18 protein-coding genes are annotated in these 19,529 nt (G+C 66.7%); 4 read left to right on the top strand and 14 right to left on the bottom strand.

The window, feature by feature from the left end; translation table 11 throughout:
• The first annotated feature begins 37 nt into the window (after positions 1-37).
• Positions 38-463: an Lrp/AsnC family transcriptional regulator gene (locus GL279_RS05195; protein ID WP_343039710.1), complete on the top strand. Its 426-nt coding sequence runs from the start codon at positions 38-40 to the stop codon at positions 461-463.
• Between the two features lie 99 nt (positions 464-562).
• Here GL279_RS05195 and GL279_RS05190 read toward each other — a convergent pair whose 3' ends face one another.
• From GL279_RS05190 to GL279_RS05165, 6 genes are all read right to left on the bottom strand, one after another.
• Complete coding sequence (locus tag GL279_RS05190) at positions 563-1,648, bottom strand: succinylglutamate desuccinylase/aspartoacylase domain-containing protein (protein WP_155063554.1); 1,086 nt, start codon at positions 1,646-1,648, stop codon at positions 563-565.
• 1 nt (position 1,649) lies between these two features.
• On the bottom strand, positions 1,650-1,940 hold the full coding sequence (locus GL279_RS05185; RefSeq protein WP_155063553.1) for a hypothetical protein: 291 nt from the start codon (positions 1,938-1,940) through the stop codon (positions 1,650-1,652).
• A 17-nt stretch (positions 1,941-1,957) separates the two neighbouring features.
• Positions 1,958-4,132, bottom strand: a complete 2,175-nt coding sequence (locus GL279_RS05180; RefSeq protein WP_155063552.1) for a cyanophycinase — start codon at positions 4,130-4,132, stop codon at positions 1,958-1,960.
• A gap of 2 nt (positions 4,133-4,134) precedes the next feature.
• Positions 4,135-6,861 carry a cyanophycin synthetase gene (gene cphA / locus GL279_RS05175; protein ID WP_155063551.1) on the bottom strand — a complete coding sequence of 909 codons (2,727 nt, stop codon included), beginning with the start codon at positions 6,859-6,861 and terminating at the stop codon, positions 4,135-4,137.
• A gap of 69 nt (positions 6,862-6,930) precedes the next feature.
• On the bottom strand, positions 6,931-7,809 hold the full coding sequence (locus tag GL279_RS05170; protein ID WP_155063550.1) for a universal stress protein: 879 nt from the start codon (positions 7,807-7,809) through the stop codon (positions 6,931-6,933).
• Positions 7,809-9,266, bottom strand: a complete 1,458-nt coding sequence (locus tag GL279_RS05165) for an amino acid permease (protein ID WP_155063549.1) — start codon at positions 9,264-9,266, stop codon at positions 7,809-7,811. The genes GL279_RS05170 and GL279_RS05165 overlap by 1 nt, the downstream gene beginning before the upstream one ends.
• A gap of 221 nt (positions 9,267-9,487) precedes the next feature.
• On the opposite strand from GL279_RS05165, the gene GL279_RS05160 reads away from it, so the two are divergent.
• Complete coding sequence (locus GL279_RS05160) at positions 9,488-9,997, top strand: Lrp/AsnC family transcriptional regulator (RefSeq protein ID WP_155063548.1); 510 nt, start codon at positions 9,488-9,490, stop codon at positions 9,995-9,997.
• Here GL279_RS05160 and GL279_RS05155 read toward each other — a convergent pair.
• The 3 genes from GL279_RS05155 to ahpC form a co-directional block, all read right to left on the bottom strand.
• Positions 9,994-10,917, bottom strand: a complete 924-nt coding sequence (locus GL279_RS05155; RefSeq protein WP_211371255.1) for a LysR substrate-binding domain-containing protein — start codon at positions 10,915-10,917, stop codon at positions 9,994-9,996. The two genes, GL279_RS05160 and GL279_RS05155, sit on opposite strands and share 4 nt — an antisense overlap.
• 10 nt (positions 10,918-10,927) lie before the next feature.
• Complete coding sequence (gene ahpF / locus GL279_RS05150; protein WP_155063546.1) at positions 10,928-12,493, bottom strand: alkyl hydroperoxide reductase subunit F; 1,566 nt, start codon at positions 12,491-12,493, stop codon at positions 10,928-10,930.
• A 78-nt stretch (positions 12,494-12,571) separates the two neighbouring features.
• Entirely contained in the window at positions 12,572-13,135 is a 564-nt protein-coding gene (ahpC, locus tag GL279_RS05145; protein WP_155063545.1) for an alkyl hydroperoxide reductase subunit C, read from the bottom strand.
• Between the two features lie 410 nt (positions 13,136-13,545).
• On the opposite strand from ahpC, the gene GL279_RS05140 reads away from it, so the two are divergent.
• Positions 13,546-14,823 (top strand): solute carrier family 23 protein, encoded by a 1,278-nt coding sequence (locus tag GL279_RS05140; protein WP_155063544.1) that lies wholly within the window; start codon positions 13,546-13,548, stop codon positions 14,821-14,823.
• 52 nt (positions 14,824-14,875) lie between these two features.
• Here the strand turns inward: GL279_RS05140 and GL279_RS05135 are convergent, their stop codons facing one another.
• From GL279_RS05135 to GL279_RS05115, 5 genes are all read right to left on the bottom strand, one after another.
• Entirely contained in the window at positions 14,876-16,222 is a 1,347-nt protein-coding gene (locus GL279_RS05135; protein ID WP_246175177.1) for a PepSY-associated TM helix domain-containing protein, read from the bottom strand.
• A 23-nt stretch (positions 16,223-16,245) separates the two neighbouring features.
• On the bottom strand, positions 16,246-16,752 hold the full coding sequence (locus GL279_RS05130) for a copper chaperone PCu(A)C (protein ID WP_155063542.1): 507 nt from the start codon (positions 16,750-16,752) through the stop codon (positions 16,246-16,248).
• Positions 16,753-16,803: 51 nt separating this feature from the next.
• On the bottom strand, positions 16,804-17,241 hold the full coding sequence (locus tag GL279_RS05125; RefSeq protein WP_155063541.1) for a hypothetical protein: 438 nt from the start codon (positions 17,239-17,241) through the stop codon (positions 16,804-16,806).
• 314 nt (positions 17,242-17,555) lie between these two features.
• On the bottom strand, positions 17,556-17,768 hold the full coding sequence (locus GL279_RS05120) for a hypothetical protein (RefSeq protein ID WP_155063540.1): 213 nt from the start codon (positions 17,766-17,768) through the stop codon (positions 17,556-17,558).
• Positions 17,769-18,022: 254 nt separating this feature from the next.
• Positions 18,023-18,700 (bottom strand): 4'-phosphopantetheinyl transferase family protein, encoded by a 678-nt coding sequence (locus GL279_RS05115; protein ID WP_170293923.1) that lies wholly within the window; start codon positions 18,698-18,700, stop codon positions 18,023-18,025.
• A gap of 226 nt (positions 18,701-18,926) precedes the next feature.
• Between GL279_RS05115 and GL279_RS05110 the strand changes: the two genes are divergently transcribed.
• A complete protein-coding gene (locus GL279_RS05110) occupies positions 18,927-19,406 on the top strand; it encodes an Lrp/AsnC family transcriptional regulator (RefSeq protein WP_211371254.1) in 480 nt (159 codons plus the stop codon).
• The last annotated feature ends 123 nt before the right edge of the window (positions 19,407-19,529 follow it).

Below are 19,529 nucleotides of genomic sequence, written 5' to 3'. Positions count from 1 at the left end.
GGATTAATTGGCCATTCTGATCAAGGAAAAAGTCATAGTGACCCAGGACGACACCGATCGCCGCCTGCTGACGGCCCTGCGCGGCGACGCCCGGATGTCGGTGACCGAACTGGCGCATAGTCTGGGCATCTCGCGCACGACGGTGCGTCAGCGCATGGATGCGCTGGTCGCCTCGGGGCGGATCCGGCGGTTCACCATCGAAACCGACGTTGCCTGGGAAAATGAGATCCGCGCCATCACCATGGTCGAATTGCAGGGCAGCATGTCGCGGGCGGTGATCCGGCAGCTGAACCGCATCCCGGATGTGGCGGCGGTCTATGCCACCAGCGGTGTCTGGGATCTGGTGGTCGAGATCCGCACCGACACCCTGGCAGGTTTCGACCGCGTCCTGCGCGAAATCCGCGAGATCCCCGGCGTGGTCAGCAGCCAAAGCTGCCTGCTGCTCGCCCATATGACCAGCTAGCCCGCGCCTTCTTTCGTGTAAAAATATCCCCGCCGGAGGCACCGGCGCCTGCAAAAGACGATGCGCCCGGCCCTTGTTCCCCAAGGGCCGGGGCAAGCCTCAATCGGTCAGCAGCAGCCGCTTGCGATGGCTCAGGGGGTGCGCGCCGGCGATCTTGCCGATCACGCGGCCGGGCCAGGCATAAGGCTGGCTGTGGCGGGCGAAAAGCCGGCCCGAGGTCTCGGCGCGCAACTCGGTTTCTTCGCCCAGCGGGTCGATCACCGTGGCCACCAGATCGCCCTCGCGCAGGCTGTCGCCCAGCCGGCAATGATAGGCGACAAGCCCGGTCACCGGCGATTTCAGCTGCGCCATCGCCTCCAGTGGCGTCGCCTCGCAGCCCAGCCGGGGCTGGCCGCCGGGGCCTTCGACCAGTCCGCGCCCCTCCAGCACGCGCAGCAGGGCGGCGGCCTGATCCTCGGCACGGGCAGGGTCCACGTCATCATTGCTGCCCATTTCCAGCGTTGCCGCCAGACAGGCGGGCGGGATCACCGCCTCGGGGTGGCGCGCGGCCAGCGCCCACCACGGGCCCGAACAGGCCTCGTCAAAGGGGTTGCCGCCCGAAACCTCGGCCAAAAGCACCGCGCGCGCGTCGATGGCGGCGGCGATGTCCTGCGCCTCGGGCCACAGGGCCGGGCCGACATAGATATGCGGCTCGGCCTGATTGTCGGCATGCAGGTCCAGAACCAGATCGGCGTCATGGGCCAACAGCAGCAGGCGGTGGCGCAGCCGGTCCAGCGCGCCCTCGGGCTGCATCGCGGCCAAGGCCCGGCCCATGGCGGCGCGGATCGTGGCGACATTCGCTGCGGCATCGGCGCCCAGTTCCAGCGGTCCCAGATCGGACAGATCGGGATAGCAGCGGTTGAAATTCTCGCCCGAACCGGTCTCGAACCGGCCGAACAGAAAGCCGGTCCCGGTCTGGGTCAGGCCGATCGGATTGGCCTGCGGCACCAGCACGATCTCGGCCCGCAGCAGGCCGCGCGCCTCGGCCTCGGCCAGCCGCCGCGCCAGCGCGCGCAGCACCAGCATGCCGGGAAATTCATCGGCATGCAGCCCGGCCTGCAGATAGGCCTTGCGCCCGCCGGAGGGGCCAAAGCACAGGACGCTCAGCTCCAGCCCCGGCGCGATGGCATGGCTTTCGCGCGCCATCTCAGGCGGCAGTCCAGGGTTCGGCCTCGTAATAGGCCGCGCAAGCCGCGTGCAGCGCGGCCAAAGGCGCCGCGCCGGCAGCCTCGATCAGCCGATGCGCCGGCGGCATGTCGCGCAGCTCGATCCCGGCCGCCTCCAGCAGCGCCGTCACGCCGTCCAGCCCGGCCTCGGGGCGCGCGCTGACCGCCTCAAGCACCGACAACGGCGAGGCAAAGCGGCGCGAGCCGGTCAGTTGCGCGGCCAGCGCGGGGTCGGCCAGCAGGGCGACAAGGGCGTTTCCGTCGAAATACATGGGATATCCTTTCTGGTTCAGCCGTGTTGGTCACGGATGCTTTCGATGTCGAGAAACCCGGTGCCATCCCCCTCGGGGGTAAAGCGCAGGGCGATATGCGGCCCATGGCCGGCCAGTTCGCCGCCCGTGGGTGTCGGGGTTTGGGCACAGCAATCGCCGATCAGCTCGGCCGCCAGCGCCGCCAGCGCCTGCGCCGAGGTCGCGACATCGGCGCGGCGGGTGACGGTGCCGGTGGCCATGTCGATCCTGTCGCCCGGCCCGGCAAAGCAAAGCCGGGTGCCGGGGGCGATGAAATCATCGCCCTGCAGCTCGGTCTTGACCTGATCGATCTCGACCAGCACTGCGCCGCGCGCACCGATGACGTCAAGCTGGCTGTTGTCATGGTTGGCGATGACGCCGCTGCCTTCCAGCAGGCCCAGACCAAAGCGCGCGCCTTCTTCGGCGCAGGCTACGGCCAGCCGGCCCAGCCGGCGCGACGAGGCGATGTTCTGATCGACGATGGCCGCGCCGAAAATGCCCAGACCTTCCTGAATGACCAGCCCGCGCCGGCCCATGTCCGAGGCGATGCCAAAGCGCAGCGCCTCATAAGAGGTGCCGCCGCCGATCATGAAGCCCGACAGCGCCGAGGCCGCGCCGCTGACCCCGACCAGCATGGCGCCGGCAGCATGGGCATGGGCGATGGCGGTCAGGATCGGCGTCACCTCGCCGCGATGCAGCAGCGTCTCGACCAGCCGGATCTGGTTGCCGCCGGTCAGGATGATGGTGCGCAGCGCCGCGATCTGGGCGATCAGCGCCTGATCGGTGGCAAGGCGGTCGACATTGTCGATGGTGATGCGCAGGTCGATGGCCTCGACGCCCTGAGCGCGCAGGCTGCGGACGTAATCCTCGGCGGTCTGGCGCGGCTCGGACGAGGCGGCGGCCAGCACGCCAACCGGGCCCTGACATTGGCCGGCCAGTTCCGTCAACAGCAGGCTGTCGCGTGCCAGCGGCGCCGAGCCCAGCATCATCAGCCGCGCCTGCTTGCCCGGCCGGACCGCGTAATCGCGCGACAGGGCGGTGCGGCGGTTGGCGGCCAGCTGCGCCGCGTTCAGCTTGCGCGTCTGCATGGCGGCGCGGAAATCCACCGCCGTCATGCGAAAGTCGCGGTCGCGGCTCAGCATGAAGGCCAAGGCCGCGCCGCCGGGGCGGCTGATCTCGACGCTGGTGGCATAGCCCGCGCGCGGCTCGACGGCGCGGGCGCGGTCGGCGGGGTAAAGCTCGGGGTCGCCCAGCACCAGCCGCGCCATCATGTCGTAAAGCGTATAGGCGCCAAAGACATTGCGCAGCGACCGCGCCGGGGCGCGATAGGCGATGTCGCGCGCCAGCACCGGGCGCTTGTCCGGGGCCGGGATCACCTCGCCCGTGGTCAGGTCATAGCCGTCGCCATCGTCGATATAGCTGAAGCCGATATTCTCGATCAGCTTGCGGCGGCGGTCGACATGCGCCGCCGACAGGTCCAGCACAAAGACGCCGTATTCGCCGACCACGCGGGCCTTGTCGCCCTCGACGATCAGGGCGGTGTTCTCGTCGATGCCAAAGCCGCGGGCGGTGCCGCTGGCCTGCATCGCCACCACCAGCCGGCCAAAGCGGCCGCGCTTGATGAAATGCTGATCGACCATGCCCCATGGGAAAAAGCCCAGACCCCGCGCCAGCAACAGGCCCGGATCGTCGGCCGTTTCGACCACGCCCCAGGTCGCCGCCTCAAGCGAGGTCCCGCCCGAAACCATCGCCCCCGACATGATCGCCGCCCCCGCGCTGGAGCCGGCGACCAGCCCGCCCCGGGCCAGCGCCTCGCGGATCGCTGTCAGCACCGGGCTGTCCTGACCGCCGGGCGCCAGCGCGCCGGTGATCAGCGCCTGATCGCCGCCGGTGAAATAGACGCTGCCATAGTCCTGCACCAGCTGGACCTGCGCCTTGTCGCGGGCGGCGCTGGCCGCGTCCGGGCCATGCACCGCCGACAGCGCCGCGTCAAAGCCATGGGCGCGGAACACCTCGACGGTTTCCTGCCCGACCTCGACGGGCTCGGACGAGGCGGTGGGGAACACCAGAATGCGCCCGCCCGACAGGCGGTGCATCTGGGCATAGATGGCGGCATTGTCATCCTCGAGCCGGCCGCCGATGACAGCCAGCCGAGGGGTCGTCACGTTTTCCATGATCAGGCTTGCGGCACGATCAGGACGCCGCGCGCATCGGCGCTGACCACATAGCCCGCCGGCACGTCAAAGCCGCTGGCGGCCAGCCGGCTGGAGACCGGCTCGGGTTCGGGCGCGCCGAAGGCGGGCGTAAAGTGGATGATCTGTTTCCATGACCGGGTGATGTTCTCGCAAAAGAACAGGATCAGATCGTCGCGCCCGGCCCGGTCCAGCGCCGCGCCCAGGGCCAGTTCCTCTTCCTCGATGATGGTGATGGCGGCGGGATCGACGCCCTCGGCGATCAGCGCGGCCCGCATCAGGCGCGGCATCTCGTCGGGGGCGCGGTTGCGCAGGTTGTCGTCGCGGTGACAGATATAGCTGTCGAAATGGCCGGCGACCTTGCGGGCGATGGCGGTCACATCCTCGTCGCGGCGATCGCCGGGGCAGGTGACGCAGACGATGCGCTGGCCGCGCGGCTTCAGCCGGTCGACCAGATCGACCATGGCGCCCACCGCCGCCTCATTGTGGCCATAATCCAGAATGACGCGGAAGCCATGCTCGTCGAACACGTTCATCCGGCCGGGCGACTGGAAGAAGGTATTGTCAAAGGTGCGCAGGCCCGAACGGATCTGGTCCAGCGTCTTGCCAAGCGCATAGGCCATGCCGGCGGCGAACATGGCGTTTTCCACGTTGTGCAGCGCCTTGCCCTCCAGCGTCGCCGGGATCAGATGCGTCCAGATCAGCGGCAGTTGCAGCCCCTTGTCATAGATCACGATCTGATCGCCGTTCAGCCCCTGTTCCAGCACCATGGCGGGCTGGCCCAGCCGGATATGTTCGCGCACCAGCTCATGTTCGGGGTTGCGGGTGACATACATGATGCGCTGCGCCGGCGAAACCGCCGCCATCTTCAGCGTGTGCTCGTCATCGGCATTCAGCACCACGGTGCCGCGCGTGATCTGCGCAATCACCTGCTTGACCTTGGCAAGCCCGTCCAGCGTATCGACGCCGCCCAGCCCAAGGTGGTCCGAGGTGACGTTCAGCACCGCGCCCACGTCGCAGAAGTTATAGCCCAGCCCCGAACGCACGATGCCGCCGCGCGCGGTTTCAAGGACGGCGATATCCACGGTCGGGTCGCGCAGCACCATGCGGGCGGAAACCGGGCCGGTCATGTCGCCCTTCACGGTCACATTGCCGTCGATCATCACCGCATCGGTCGAGGTCTGGCCGACGACATGGCCCGCCATCTTCAGGATATGGGCCAGCATGCGCGAGCAGGTGGTCTTGCCATTGGTGCCGGTCAGCGCCGCAATCGGCACGCGCGCCTGCGAGCCTTGCGGGAACAGCATGTCCATGATCGCGCCGCCCACGTCGCGCGGCGTGCCCTCGGAGGGGGCAATATGCATGCGCAGGCCGGGGCCGGCGTTGATCTCGCAGATGCCGCCGCCGGTCTCGCGATAGCTGCGGGTGATGTCGGTGGTCAGGAAATCGACCGCGCCCACGTCCAGCCCGATGGCGCGGATCGCGCGTTCGGCCATCAACCGGTTGTCGGGATGGATGGTATCGGTGCAGTCCACTGCGGTGCCGCCGGTCGAGATATTGGCGGTCTTGCGCAGATAGACCTCTTCGCCCTCGGGGGGGGTGCTGTCGGGGGTATAGCCGCGTTCGTCCAGAAGGCGCAGGGCCTGTTCGTCCAGCTCCAGCCGGGTCAGCACGTTTTCATGGCCGACGCCCCGGCGCGGGTCCTGATTCACGATGCCGACCAGTTCGGCGATGCTATGGCGCCCGTCGCCCCTGACATGGCCCGGCACCCGGCGCGCGGCGGCGACCAGCTTGCCATCGACCACCAGCAGGCGGTGATCATCGCCTTGCAGCATGGTTTCGACCACCACGGCCGAGCCCTCGGCATCGGCGATGTCAAAGGCGGGCGCCACGCCCTCGGGGGAGGTGATATTGACGGTGACGCCACGGCCATGATTGCCGTCCAGGGGCTTGATGACCACGGGATAGCCGATGCGGTCGGCCGCCGACAGCGCCTCGTCGGCATCATAGACCAGCCGCTGTTTCGGCACCGGCAGGCCCAGATCGGTCAGGATCTGGTTGCACAGGTTCTTGTCCGAGGCGATCTCGACCGCGATATGCGGGGTTTTCGAGGTCAGAGCGGCCTCGATACGCTGCTGATACTTGCCCTGCCCGACCTGGATCAGGCTGGCGTCGTTCAGGCGATAAACCGGAATATCGCGCGCCCGCGCCGCCCGCACCAGCTCCATCGCCGAAGGGCCCAGCGAGCGTTTGTCGGCATAGGTCAGGAAATCCTCGACATCCTCGGCCAGCGCCGGGGCGTCGCCCTCGGCGCGGGCGATGGCGGCCAGCATGTCGCAGGCGACCTCGCCGGCCTCAAGGCCGATGTCCTCATTGTCGTAGCTGTAAAACACCTCGACGAAATCCGGGTCGTCCGTCGGGCTGGACCATGCCAGCGCGCCGTCGACGCCAGCGGCGTGTTGCAGCGCAAGCGCCAGCCGGGCGACCAGATCGCCCACCGAAAGCGGGGCGCCGTCGCGCAGCGCGGCGATCCAGTCGGCCTGATCGCGTGCCAGCCCCGGCAGCGCCCCGGCCAGCTGGTCCAGCACCTTGACGCCCTGACGCTCTAGCGCCTCGGCATAGGCGGGCTTGACGTCCAGCCCCAGCCGCACCAGCGGCTGATTGGCGTGGACGTTGGGACCGACATAGACAGAGGTGGATTCGATGTTCATTCAGAACTCCCGTTGGCACTTGGGCCGTGATGTGGGGAAAGCAAGAGGCGGGGGCATGCGCCCCGGGGATCAGTCGTGCGGCCGCGGCACGATCATGCGCGGCACCGGGGCAAAGCGGGCGATCTTGCCCGAATTCGACCCCAGAAAGACCTGCAGCACCGGCCCGAGATGGCTTGAGCCGATCACCAGCAGCTCATCGGGCATCCATTCCAGACTGTCGATGGCCGCCTTCCAGGTCGGGCCGTCACCCAGCACGCTTTGCGGTCGTTCGCCGGGCAGGGCCGCGAACATGCGCTCATGCGCCTGCAGGGCGGCGCTGCGGAACTGGTTCGACACCAGATTTTCCACGTCATAGCCGGCGCCGGTCGGATACATCTGCTTGTCGCGCACGATAAAGGTCGCCAGCCGCAAGGGCACGCCCAGGGCGCTGGCGAATTCGCGCGCGCGGCTTGCCACCGCCGAACAATCGCTTTGCGCCGCCACCGCACAGGTGACGCGCGTGACCCGCGCCTGCGGTGCCGCGACATAGCCGCGCGGCGCAAGGATCACCGGCTGGCGGGCGCTGTGCAGGATCTCGGTCGCGGTGGTGCCTTCGTGAAAGCGCCCCAGCAGCGCCGAGCGGGCCGAGCCCAGCACGACGCCATCGACGCCCAGCTCTTCGGCGGCGCGGCAAAGCCCGGTCCCGGCTGAATTGGCATGGCGGATTACCACCTCGGCCGCGATGTCGCCGGGCAGTTCGGCCTTGGCTGTCGCCATGGCCTTGGCGGCGAAGCGTTCAAGGTATTGCACGTATTCGGCATCGACGCGGGCCGGCGAGGGATGGTCCCAGCCCTCGGGCTGGATGGTCGCAACCACGAGCGAGCCGCCCGAGGATCGCGCCAGCGTGGCGGCAAGATGCAGCGCCTCGCGCCCGCCCTTGTCCACCGAGAAACCGACAAGCAGGCGCATCAGGCTTCCCCGTCTTTTTCGAGCCGCGAGTGGCGCATCGAATAGGTAAAATACAGCGTCGCCGCCAGAATAACCCAGACCCCCGTCAATTTGAACACGATCGCCGACAGGCTGGAGATCAGGTAAAGGCACAGCAGGATGCTGAGGATCGGCACTGCCGGAAACAGCGGCACCTTGAACCCGCGCGGCGCATCGGGCCGGGTATAGCGCAGAATGATGACGCCGATCGACACCACGGTAAAGGCCACCAGCGTCCCCATCGAGGTCAGATCCCACAACACGCCCGAGGGCACGAAGGCGGCGATGGTGGCGACGAAGGCCGCAACAATGAAGGTATTGGCCGTGGGCGTCATCGTATGCGGGTTCACCCGCTCGAAGATGCGCGGCAGCATGCCGTCGCGGGCCATGGCGAACAGGATCCGGGTCTGGCCGTAAAGCACCACCAGCGTCACCGAGAACACCGAGATCACCGCCCCGCCCGCCAGCATGATCGCCGGCAGGCGCGAGCCGGTGATGTTTTGCAAGATGGTGGCCAGCCCCGCCTCTTGCCCGTCGAAACTGGCCTGCGCCTGCGCCCCCAGCGCCGCAATCGCGACAAGGATGTAAAAGCCGGTGACGATCACCAGCGCCAGTCCGATGGCCAGCGGCAGGTTGCGGCGCGGGTTCTCGACCTCGTCGCCGGCGGTCGATACCGCGTCAAGCCCGATGAAAGTGAAAAAGATCGAGCCCGCCGCCATCGACACGCCGGTAAAGCCATGCGGGGCAAAGGGGGTCAGGTTGTCTGATTTGAAGGCGGTCATCGCGATGATGATGAACATCGCCAGCACGCCCAGCTTGATGCAGACCATGATCGCATTGGCCTTGGCCGATTCCTTGGAGCCGCGCGACAACAGCAGGCAGCACAGGAACACCAGACAGGCGGCAGGCAGGTTGATCCAGCCCTCGCCGCCAAAGCGGATGGCATAGCCCTCGGCCACCAGAGGCGCGGTCAAAAGCTGCCTTGGCAGTTCCAGCCCGGTGACGTTCCAGATCAGGTTGTGCAGATATTCCGCCCAGCCCACGCTGACCGCCGCCGCCGAGATGCCATATTCAAGGATCAGGCAGGCCGCGACCAGAAAGGCCACGCCTTCGCCCAGCGTGGCATAGGCATAGGAATAGGACGAGCCCGAGACCGGGATCATCGAGCTCATCTCGGCATAGCACAGCGCCGTCAGCCCGGCGGCAAAGGCCGCGATCAGAAACGAGATCAGCACCGCCGGCCCCGCGACCGGCACCTGTTCGCTGAGCACGAAGAAGATCCCGGTGCCGATGGTGGCGCCGACGCCGAACATGGTCAGCTGGAACAGGGTGATCGAGCGTTGCAGCCCGCCTTCGGTTCCGGGGGCAGAGGTCTCGGCGACATAGGTCCGAACGGGTTTCTTGCGCAGCAGCCGCTGCCCCAGGCTGGGTGTTGTCATGTCACGTCCCTGTCATTATGCCGCAGTGCGGCGATTTTTAATAATTGTTAGCGCAACCTGCCGCCATGAGTCCTGCCGTAGTTGTCACACATGACGCGAAATACTGCGGTGCTGAAAAATCTTGCGGCAGATCTTGCCGGAGAACGGGAAACAATTGACCTTGCCGGGCCGACCGCTCACCCTTGGCGCCAACCCCTGCTCGCCAACGGACACGGAACAGCATGAAAGACAATGACGGCGGCGCCGTGGCCCTGGACCGGATCGACCTGAAAATTCTGGAACGCCTGCAGGCCAATGGCCGGATGACCAATCAGGAATTGGCCGATGCGGTCGGGCTGTCGGCCAGCCCCTGCCTTAGCCGCGTGCGCCGGATGGAGCGGGCGGGCGTCATCACCGGCTATAATACGCAGATCGCGCTGTCACGGATCTGTCGTCATGTCGATGTGGTGGCGGCGGTCACGCTGAAGGCGCATGGCCCCGAGGATTTCGAACTGTTCGAGAACATGGTCATTGCCATGCGCTTCGTCACCGAATGCACCAAGGTCAGCGGCCCCATCGACTATCTGGTGCATTTCGTCTGTCCCGATATCTCGGCCTATCAGATGCTGTCGGACGAATTGCTGCTGATGGGGCCCAAGGTCGGCAACCTGTCAAGCTATATCGTGCTCAAGACGGTCAAGCCCAATCAGGGCTTTGCCCTTGACGGGCTGCTGGAACAGCCGGTGCGCTAGGCCTTGCCGGCGGGCGGGGCGGCGGGGGCCAGCAGGTCGCGGATCTGCGCCCGCATCAGCCCGGCGATGTCCTGCATCAAGGCGCCATGCGTCGTCGATTTGCGCCAGTAAAGCCCGATGTCGCGGCCCAGATCCGGCTCGGCAAAGGCCGGTGCCGCGATCTGCGGCTGTCCCAGCGGGTGCAGACAGGCCAGAGCCGGCATCAGCGTCAGCCCCATGCCGGCCATGACCATATGGCGCAGGGTTTCCAGACTGGTGCCGCGAAACCCGTCATATTCCTCGGCCCCCGACTGGCGGCACAGGTCCAGTGCCTGATCGCGCAGGCAATGGCCTTCCTCCAGCAGCATCAGCTTTTGCCCGGCCAGATCGCTGGCCGCGACGCGGGGCTGGCCGGCCAGCGGATGCGCGGCGGGCACGGCCAGCCGGAACGGTTCACGAAACAGCGGCGTGCCGGTGACATGCGCATCCTCGACCCGCTGGCCAAGGATCACCGCGTCCAGCCGGCCGTCGATCAGCTGCGCCAGCAGCTCGGCGCTTTTTTCCTCGGTCAGCTTCAGCGCCAGCTTGGGAAAGCGCGCGGTCAGCCCCGGCAGGATATGCGGCAACAGATAGGGGCCCAGCGTCGGGAACACGCCCAGATGCAGCTGGGTCAGGCCCTCGGCACCATGGCCGCTAGCCTCGTCGCGCATCTGGCGCAGCTCGTCATGGATGCGCCGCGCGCGGCGCACTGCCGCCTCGCCTGCCGGGGTCAGGATCAGGTTGCGCGGCGCGCGCTCGAACAGCGCGACGCCCAGTTCCTCTTCCAGCCGGCGGATCTGTGTCGACAGCGTCGGCTGGCTGACGTTGCAGACCTCGGCCGCCAGACGAAAGCTGCGATGATCGGCCAGCGCGATCAGATAGGCAAGGTCGCGCAGATTCACCGGCCGCGCCTCAGGCCGCCTTTTCGGCGGCAGGCAGCCGGATCAGGTGGTCAAAGGCCGCAAGGCTGGCCTTGGCGCCCTCGCCCATGGCGATGACGATCTGCTTGTAAGGCGCGACCGTGCAATCGCCGGCGGCAAAGACACCGGGGATCGAGGTCGCGCCATAGCGGTCGACCTCGATCTCGCCACGCGGCGACAGGGCCAGCGTGCCCTTGAGCCAATCGGTGTTCGGCACCAGCCCGATCTGGACAAAGATCCCGTCCAGCGCCAGCTCGCGCGTCTCGCCACTGGTGCGGTCCTCATAGGCAAGGCCGGTGACGCGGGCGCCGTCGCCCTTGACCTCGGTGGTGCGCGCCTGGGTCAGCACGGTGACGTTCGAGAGGCCACGCAGCTTGCGTTGCAGCACGTCATCGGCGCGCAGGATCTTGTCGAATTCGATCAGCGTGACATGCGCGGCAAGCCCGGCAAGGTCGATCGCCGCCTCGACGCCGGAATTGCCGCCGCCGATCACCGCGATGCGCTTGCCCTTGAACAGCGGGCCGTCGCAATGGGGGCAGAAGGCCACGCCCTTGTTCAGATACTGTTCCTCGCCCGGCACACCCATGCGCCGCCACCGCGCGCCGGTCGACAGGATGACCGAAGCCGCGCTCAACGCCGCCCCCGAGGCCAGAGTGATGCGGAAGCCGTCGCCGACCTCTTCCAGCCTGGTCGCGACCTGATTGTTCATGATCTCGACGTCATATTCGCGGACATGGGTTTCCAGCGCGCGGGCCAGTTTCGGCCCTTCGGTATGGGGAACCGAGATCAGGTTCTCAATGGCCATGGTGTCCAGCACCTGACCGCCAAACCGTTCGGCCACCACGCCAGTGCGGATGCCCTTGCGCGCGGCATAGACCGCCGCCGCCGCACCGGCCGGGCCACCGCCCACGACCAGCACCTCGAAGGGTGCCTGTTCGTTGATCGCCTGCGCCGCGCGATCCGCCGCGCCGGTGTCGATCTTGGCCAGAATTTCCTCGGGGCCCATGCGACCGGCGCCGAACACCTCCCCGTTCAGGAAGATCGTCGGCACTGACATGACCTGACGCGCCTCGACCTCGGGCTGGAACAGCGCGCCGTCGATGGCGACATGTTCGATGCCGCGGTTCAGCACCGCCATCAGGTTCAGCGCCTGCACCACATCCGGGCAGTTCTGGCAGGACAGCGAGAAGTAGGTCTCGAACCGGAAGCTGCCTTTCAGCGCGCGGATCTGGTCCTGCAGCGCCTGTTCGACCTTGGGCGGGTAGCCGCCCACCTGCAGCAGCGCCAGCACCAGCGAGGTGAACTCATGCCCCATCGGCAGGCCGGCGAACGTCAGGTGGATGTCATGCCCGGGCGAGGTCAGCGCGAACGAGGGGATGCGCTCGCCGCCATCGGCGCGGGTGACGGTGATCTTGTCCGAGAGGCTGCGGATATCGTCAAGCAGCGCCAGCATCTCGCGCGATTTCGCGCCATCATCGGCAAAAGCGGTAATTTCGACCGGACGCTCAAGGCGTTGCAGATAGGATTTCAACTGGCTCTTCATGTTCGCGTCAAGCATGGCGGGTCCTTTCCGGTCGGGTCTTGGGATCTGGGTCCGGGGGCAGGGCAGCCGCCCCCGGAAATCGCGTCCTGTGGCTCAGATCTTGCCGACGAGGTCCAGCGAGGGGGCCAGCGTCTCTTCGCCCTCTTGCCATTTGGCGGGGCAGACTTCGCCCGGATGCGCGCGGACATATTGCGCGGCCTTGATCTTGCGCAGCAGGTCTTCGGCATTGCGGCCGATGCCTTCGGCGGTGACTTCCATGGCCTGGATCACGCCATCCGGATCGACGATGAAAGTGGCGCGGTCGGCCAGACCCTGTCCTTCGCGCAGCACGCCGAAGTTGCGGCTGATCTCATGCGTCGGGTCGCCGACCATGGTGTATTTGATCTTGCCGATGGTGTCCGAGCTGTCGTGCCAGGCCTTATGGGTGAAATGCGTGTCGGTCGAGACCGAGAACACTTCCACACCGCGCTTTTGCAGCTCTTCGTAATGGTCGGCCACATCGCCCAGCTCGGTCGGGCAGACGAAGGTAAAGTCGGCGGGGTAGAAGAAGAAGACCGCCCATTGCCCGACCACGTCGGATTCCGTCACTTCGACGAATTTGCCCTGGCGGAACGCCTGCGCCTTGAACGGCAGGATCTTGGTGTTGATTGCAGCCATCTGTGCTCTCCTTGCTTTATGGCCGCAGCACTAGGCGGCGGGGCGCCATATGTGAAATCAATTCGACCTAAGGATTCGATAGGTCTAGCCTATGGGAGTCGGGGTCGGATCTGACACCGCCAGAACGCTTTGAAATCGTTTCTGTTTTCAAAGCGGTCGATCCGGGCGTGGTTCTGCTGGCCCCTTGGCGCATGGCAGCTTTGCACCTGGCGCATGGATTCGGGCCGCAGACAGGGGCGCAGGACGCGTCTGGCTGGCCCCCGGGACCGGCGCAACGGCGGACTGGCGCGCTGACGGGGCAGGCTTTACCACATGCGACACGGTTATGCCGATGTCCCTGATTCGGAATGGTTTCCGGGCCGTTCCGGGCAAAAGGCATCCCGCCAGACTTGCGCAAGGAGTGCCCCTGAATGTCCTATTTCCCGCGCTGGCCCATCGCCCGCTCGGCCACCGTCCTGCCCGATGAGCGTCTGCCATGGCCGCAGGCGCTGCCGATGGGGGTGCAGCATCTTTTGGCGATGTCGGGCTCGACCATCCTTGCGCCCTTGCTGATGGGCTTTGATCCGAACCTTGCGATCCTGTTTTCGGGCATCGGCACGCTGATCTTCTTCGTGCTGACGGCGGGGCGGGTGCCCAGCTATCTGGGGTCGTCCTTTGCCTTTATCGCAGTGGTGATCGCGGCCAGCGATTATTCCGGCAGCGGCGTCAACGCCAATATCGGGTCGGCGCTTGGCGGCATCATTGCGGCCGGCGCGCTTTATGCGCTGATCGGGCTGATCGTCATGGCCACCGGCACCGGCTGGATTGAGCGGCTGATGCCGCCCGCCGTCACCGGCGCGGTCGGCGCGGCCATCGGGCTGAACCTTGCGCCGGTGGGCGTGCAGGGCATTCAGGGCAGCACCCCGCATATGGTGGTGGCGCTGCTGACGCTGCTGTCGGTGGCGCTACTGTCGACCTATGGCTCGGTCGCGACGCGGCGGGTGTCGATCCTGATCGGCATCGTTATCGGCTATGTCGCCGTGCTGGTGCTGGGCAATGGTCTGGGCCTGCTGCCGGGCATCGACTTTGCCGCGCTGGCCGCCGCGCCCTGGTTCGGGGTGCCGGTGCTGCACGGGCCCGAGTTCCACGCCTCGGCCATGGCGCTGATCGCGCCGGTGGCGCTGATCCTCGTGGCCGAAAACCTTGGCCATATCAAGGCGATCAGCGGTATGACCGGGCAGGACATGAACCGCTATATCGGCCGGGGTTTTCTGGGCGACGGCATCGCCACCATGGTATCGGGGGCGGGCGGCGGCACCGGCGTCACCACCTATGTCGAGAACATGGGCGTGATGGCGGTGACGCGGGTGTTCTCGACGCTGGTTTTCGTCATCGCGGCGCTGGTGGCGATCGCGCTGGGGTTCTCGCCCAAGTTCGGCGCGCTTTTGCGCACCATCCCGGCGCCGGTGCTGGGCGGGCTGGCGATTGCGGTCTTTGGCCTGATCGCGGCGGCGATGATCCGGCTGTGGGTCGACAACAAGGTCGATTTCTCGGATCCGCGCAACCTCTTTACCGTCGGCGTGACGCTGATCTTTGGGGCGGGCAATTTCTCGGTCACGCTGGGCAGCTTTGCCATGGGCGGGATCGGCACGGCGACGCTGGCCGCGCTGGTGCTGTATCAGCTGCTGGGCCTTGGCCGGCGCGGCTAAGGCCGGCTGACGAACCCCGGCGCCCCGCGCGGACGCCGGGACCGGGGCAAGCCTAAGCCTTGCTCGGCTGCACCCGGCCGGCGCTGCGGATCCAGATCATGTCCAGCGCCAGCATCACCAAAAGCGATACCCCGACCAGCGGGAACAGCACCCCGCCGATGGCGAGGATTGCCAGCAGGCCGCGAAACACCCGGCGGTCCTGCGGCAGCGGCGGCACCCCCAGCGCGCCGGAGGGACGCCGCTTCCACCACATCACCGCACCCGAGACCGCGATCAGCACGATCGCGGCACAGACCGCCAGCAGCACCAACTGGTTCGTCAGGCCAAAGGTCTGGCCCATATGCGTGTTGATGCCCCATTCCAGCGCCCGGCCCAGCGGCCCGTAATCGGCATAGCTCATGTCCAGAAGCGGCTGGCCGCTGTATTGGTCCAGATGCACGACGCGCTGCTGGCTCAGATCATCGGGATAGACCGAGCCGGTGAACACCCCCTGCGGCGTGCCGGGCAGGGCCACGGCATAGCCCCGGTGCAGGCCCAGCCGGTCAAAGATCGCCACCGCCTCGTCCAGCGAGATCGGCTGCCCGGTGCCGGTGCTTTCGGGGATCTGCGCCTGCTCCAGCGACCATGTGGTTTTCGAGACATCGTTCAGCTTTTGCCCCGACATCGGCAGGTTGACCCGCAGCCCATCGGGATAGCCGAAATTGGTGCCATTGGCCCATTCGTTGACCTTGGCGCCCCAGACGCCCGACCACGGCATGCCGGTGACCGCCAGAAACAGGATGAAGGCGCCGGCAAAGAGCCCCGTCACCGCATGCAGGTCGCGCCAGAACACCCGCCGCTGCGGCGTGCCCCGGACGGAGATCACGCCGCCCTGCTGGCCGCGCGGCCACCACAGCCAGATGCCGCTTGCAACCAGAATGATCGCCCATCCAGCCGTTATTTCAATCAGGTATCGTGCATATGTGCCAAAATACTTGAAGCTGTGCAGCTTGCGCACCGTCCACATCAGCGTCGATCGGTCGGGCATGGCGCCCAGCACCGTGCCGTCATAGGGATCGACATAGACCACGGTCTTGCCGCGATCTGTGCCGATGGTGATTTCGGCCGAGGCGCCGGCATCGACCGGGTCCAGATATTTCAGCGCCGTGCCCGGCACCGCATCCTGAGCCGAGGCGACCAGCGCGGTCGGCGGCAGATGCGGCGCCTGCCGGACCTGCACCCGCCTGAGATCGGCGTGATACCAATCGTCCAGTTCATTATGGAACAGATACAACCCGCCGGTCAGCGCCAGCGTGATCATGAAGGGCAGCACCAGCAGCCCGGCATAGAAGTGCCAGCGCCAGACGGCACGGTAAAGATCGCCGACCGCAGGCGGCGCGGATTTCGCAGAAACCGACATATGTCCTCGCATGGGAAGGGGCGTCAGTGACCCGAATGCCCGGTTTCGGCGCCATGGCCGGCGGAGGTGGCGGCACGGGCACGCACCTCGAAGGGCAGGGTGACGCGACCGGCCCGTTCAAAGACCAGCGTCGCCTCGACCGTATCACCCTCGGTGAATGATTGCGGCACCTCAAGGAACATGAGGTGATAGCCGCCCGGTTGCAGCGTCACCGTTTCGCCCGCCGGGATCGGCAGGCCATCGGGCAGCGCGCGCATCTTCATCACCTCGCCCTGCATGATCATCTCGTCGATGCGGACCTGCCCGGCGCGCGGCGAGCTGGCCGAGATCAGCCGGTCGGGTGCGCTGCCGGCATTGGCGATCGTGACATAGGCGCCGGCCACCGGCGCATGCGGCGGCATGGCGCGCATATAGGCATCGGAAAGGGTCAGATCGCCCTGATGCACGGGATCGGCCACGGCGGGCGCGGCCAGCGCAAGCCCAAGGAAAAGCGCGCTGAACAGCGGCGCAGCGGGTCGGAATGCAAACATGATATCTCTCGTCTCTGAAGCTGGGTTCGTCCGGGCGGACGGCGGCAGGGTTCAGAGCAGCGGCGGCCCGCGCGCCAGAGCCGCCGGCGTCTCGGCCAGCGCGGCGCGCTGCGGGAGCGCCGTCAGGCGGGAAAGGGGGCGGGCAAGCCTCTGCCCCGGCAGGACCGGCGGTGGTGCGGCGTCCAGCACCGGCTGGGCATGCAGCGCCCAGTCACAGACCGGCGCCCCCTGCGGCGGGGTGGACGGATGCGTGCCGCGATATTCGTCGATGGGCACAAGATCGCCGCTGTCGTCCAGCACCATCTCGACCGGGCGGTGATCGCCGCAAAGCACGACCATGAAACTGTCGGGCGTCGGCCCGGCGGCCACCATGGTGCCCTGCGCCAGCAGCGACAGCAGCACGAAGGGCAGGGCCAGAACCAGCGCCATCGCCCGGCGCAGCGGCGCCGGGAACTGCGAAGCGAATCTGGCCGGTCGGCGTGCGCTCATGCCGTCAGCCATAGCGCGACGGGCCAAGCCCGGCCAGATCCCGGCAAGAGGCTGCGACAATTCTGCCCAAGGACGGTCCGGGACCGCTGGCCTTCAATTTGCGAACGCGCGCGGCCGTGGGCGGGGCGCGAAAGGTGCTGCGCCATGCACTTGAAATCGTTTGCTTCGCTGCCGGCTCTGCGCAATACTGACGGCGCTATCATGCCGATAGACCCCATAAGTCGTCATTTGCCCAGGTGATGACCCCCGACCGGTTGTAGTGTCCCCGGCCGGGGCGCGGGGGCCGGCGCCGCAATCGGAGCAGCGATCACGCCTCATTCATCGCGCGGGTGCTGGCATTGCTGCCGCAGGATCCAGCACCAGAAGATCATGTTCAGCACGGCGCCGACATAACCGCCGCGCTCGGCCTCGCCGATCAGCCAGCCCAGCAGGGCGCAGACCTCGACACTGAAGGCCAGTGACATTGTAAACCAGATCAGGCCGCACAGCAGCCGCGTCAGCCCATCGGGATCAAGGCTCAGCGTCATGTCACCACCCCCCGCCGAAGCGCAGACAGGCATACGGCAGGCGCCGCATCGGGTCCCGGATCAGGGCAAGGTGGTGATCGGTCACGGTTGACCCCCCTGTCTGCGTTCTGCCTGCGGCTGAGCGGCCGCCGATATGTCGATAATGCAGAACATTCGGCAAGCTGCACCTAGAATTATGCAACAAAATGTCTTGTTCGTGATTTTGCTGGCCGCTCTGCATCAACCGGGCCGCGAATTTGGCCGGATCGATGCCCTCAGACCAGTGCGGCCAGCGCCTGCCGCAGCATCGCACCATCGCGACAGATTCGCCAGCGACAGGGCGATTCGCTGGCCACGGCCAGCAGATGGCCGGCATCGGCCGCGCGCCATGCCCCGCGCAACCGCCCCTCGGGCAGATCGGCGACAAAGCCCGCCGCATGCCGCGCCCGGATGCCGACGCCCTGCGGATCGCCCAGAAAGCCCGAGCCGCGCTGTTTCAGCACCGCCTCTTTCGCGGTCCAAAGCCACAGGCCGGCCAGCGCCTCGTCCCCCGGTGCCGAGATCGCGGGCAGCACCTCGTTCCACAGCGCCTCGGGCCGGGACTGTTCGACATCGACACCGACGGCACCGCCGCGGCTGACGGCCAGCGCCACCCAATCCCCGGCATGGCTGATGTTGAAGCCGATCCCCAGCCCGCCGGGTTCGGCACAAAGATGCGGCTTGCCCCGGTCATCGGTGCGAAAGCGCAGCGCGGTTGGCGCCTCTTTGGTCATCCGCGCCAAGGCCTGTCGCTTCAGCCAATGCGCCGCCAGACTGCGTTGGCGGTCGGCGGGGCGCAGGAAATCATGCAACCGCTGCCGTTCCTCGGGCGACAGCGCAGCCGGACTGGCCCCGGCGGCCATGACGGCGGGCAGGGGGGCGGCAAGGATCGTGGTCTCGGCGGGGCGGCGCATGACCAAATCTGCGGCAGATCCGGCCTGTGACGCAAGCCCCGCCTTGGGCGCACCGCGATGCAGTCGCCGCCGGATGGGGGCGGGCAAAATTTTATGCTGCAGCGTCAATGCCGCCCTGGCGCGTAATTTCAGGGCATGCCGGCAAGATTGGCCGGGCCGAGCCGTCCCAACCTTGCCGGCGCGGCATTTTCTGCGTAGCTTGTGCCGCAATCCGGGGGCCCATTCCATGCTGAAACTCGACCGTATCGACATCCGCATCCTGCACGAGCTGCAACGCAACGGGCGCATCACCAATGTCGAGCTGGCCGAGCTGGTGCATCTGTCGCCCAGCCCCTGCCTGATGCGGGTCAAGAAGCTGCAGCAGGCGGGGTTCATCACCGGCTATTCGGCCCAGATCGACGTGGCCAAGCTGGGCCCGACGCTGACCGTCTTTACCGAAGTCACGCTGAAGAACCACCGCCAGATCGACTTTGCCCGTTTCCAGGAGGTGCTGGGAAAGGTCGAGGAATGTATCGAATGCCACCTGATTTCAGGTGGTTACGACTATCTCTTGAAGTTCGTCACCGCGGGGATCACCGAATATCAGGCGATCATGGAATGGCTGATCGACCGCGAGATCGGCATCGACAAGTATTTCAGCTTCGTGGTGATGAAATCGCCCTTTGTGAAAACCCATCTGCCGCTGAAGACGATCTTTCAGGTCTAGGCCGTGTTGACAAAAGGGGTTCCGTTGGCAGTCGTCCTATGATTCAAGCTCATCTCTGCTTGGGAGATGGGCTTGGCGCGCAACCTGATATCCGACGATGAGTGGGCCTTCTTCGAGGGCTTC

Origin of the sequence: Paracoccus limosus (assembly GCF_009711185.1) — a bacterium.
GTDB classification, from domain to species: domain Bacteria; phylum Pseudomonadota; class Alphaproteobacteria; order Rhodobacterales; family Rhodobacteraceae; genus Paracoccus; species Paracoccus limosus.
This window is presented reverse-complemented; position numbering and strand designations above follow the sequence as displayed.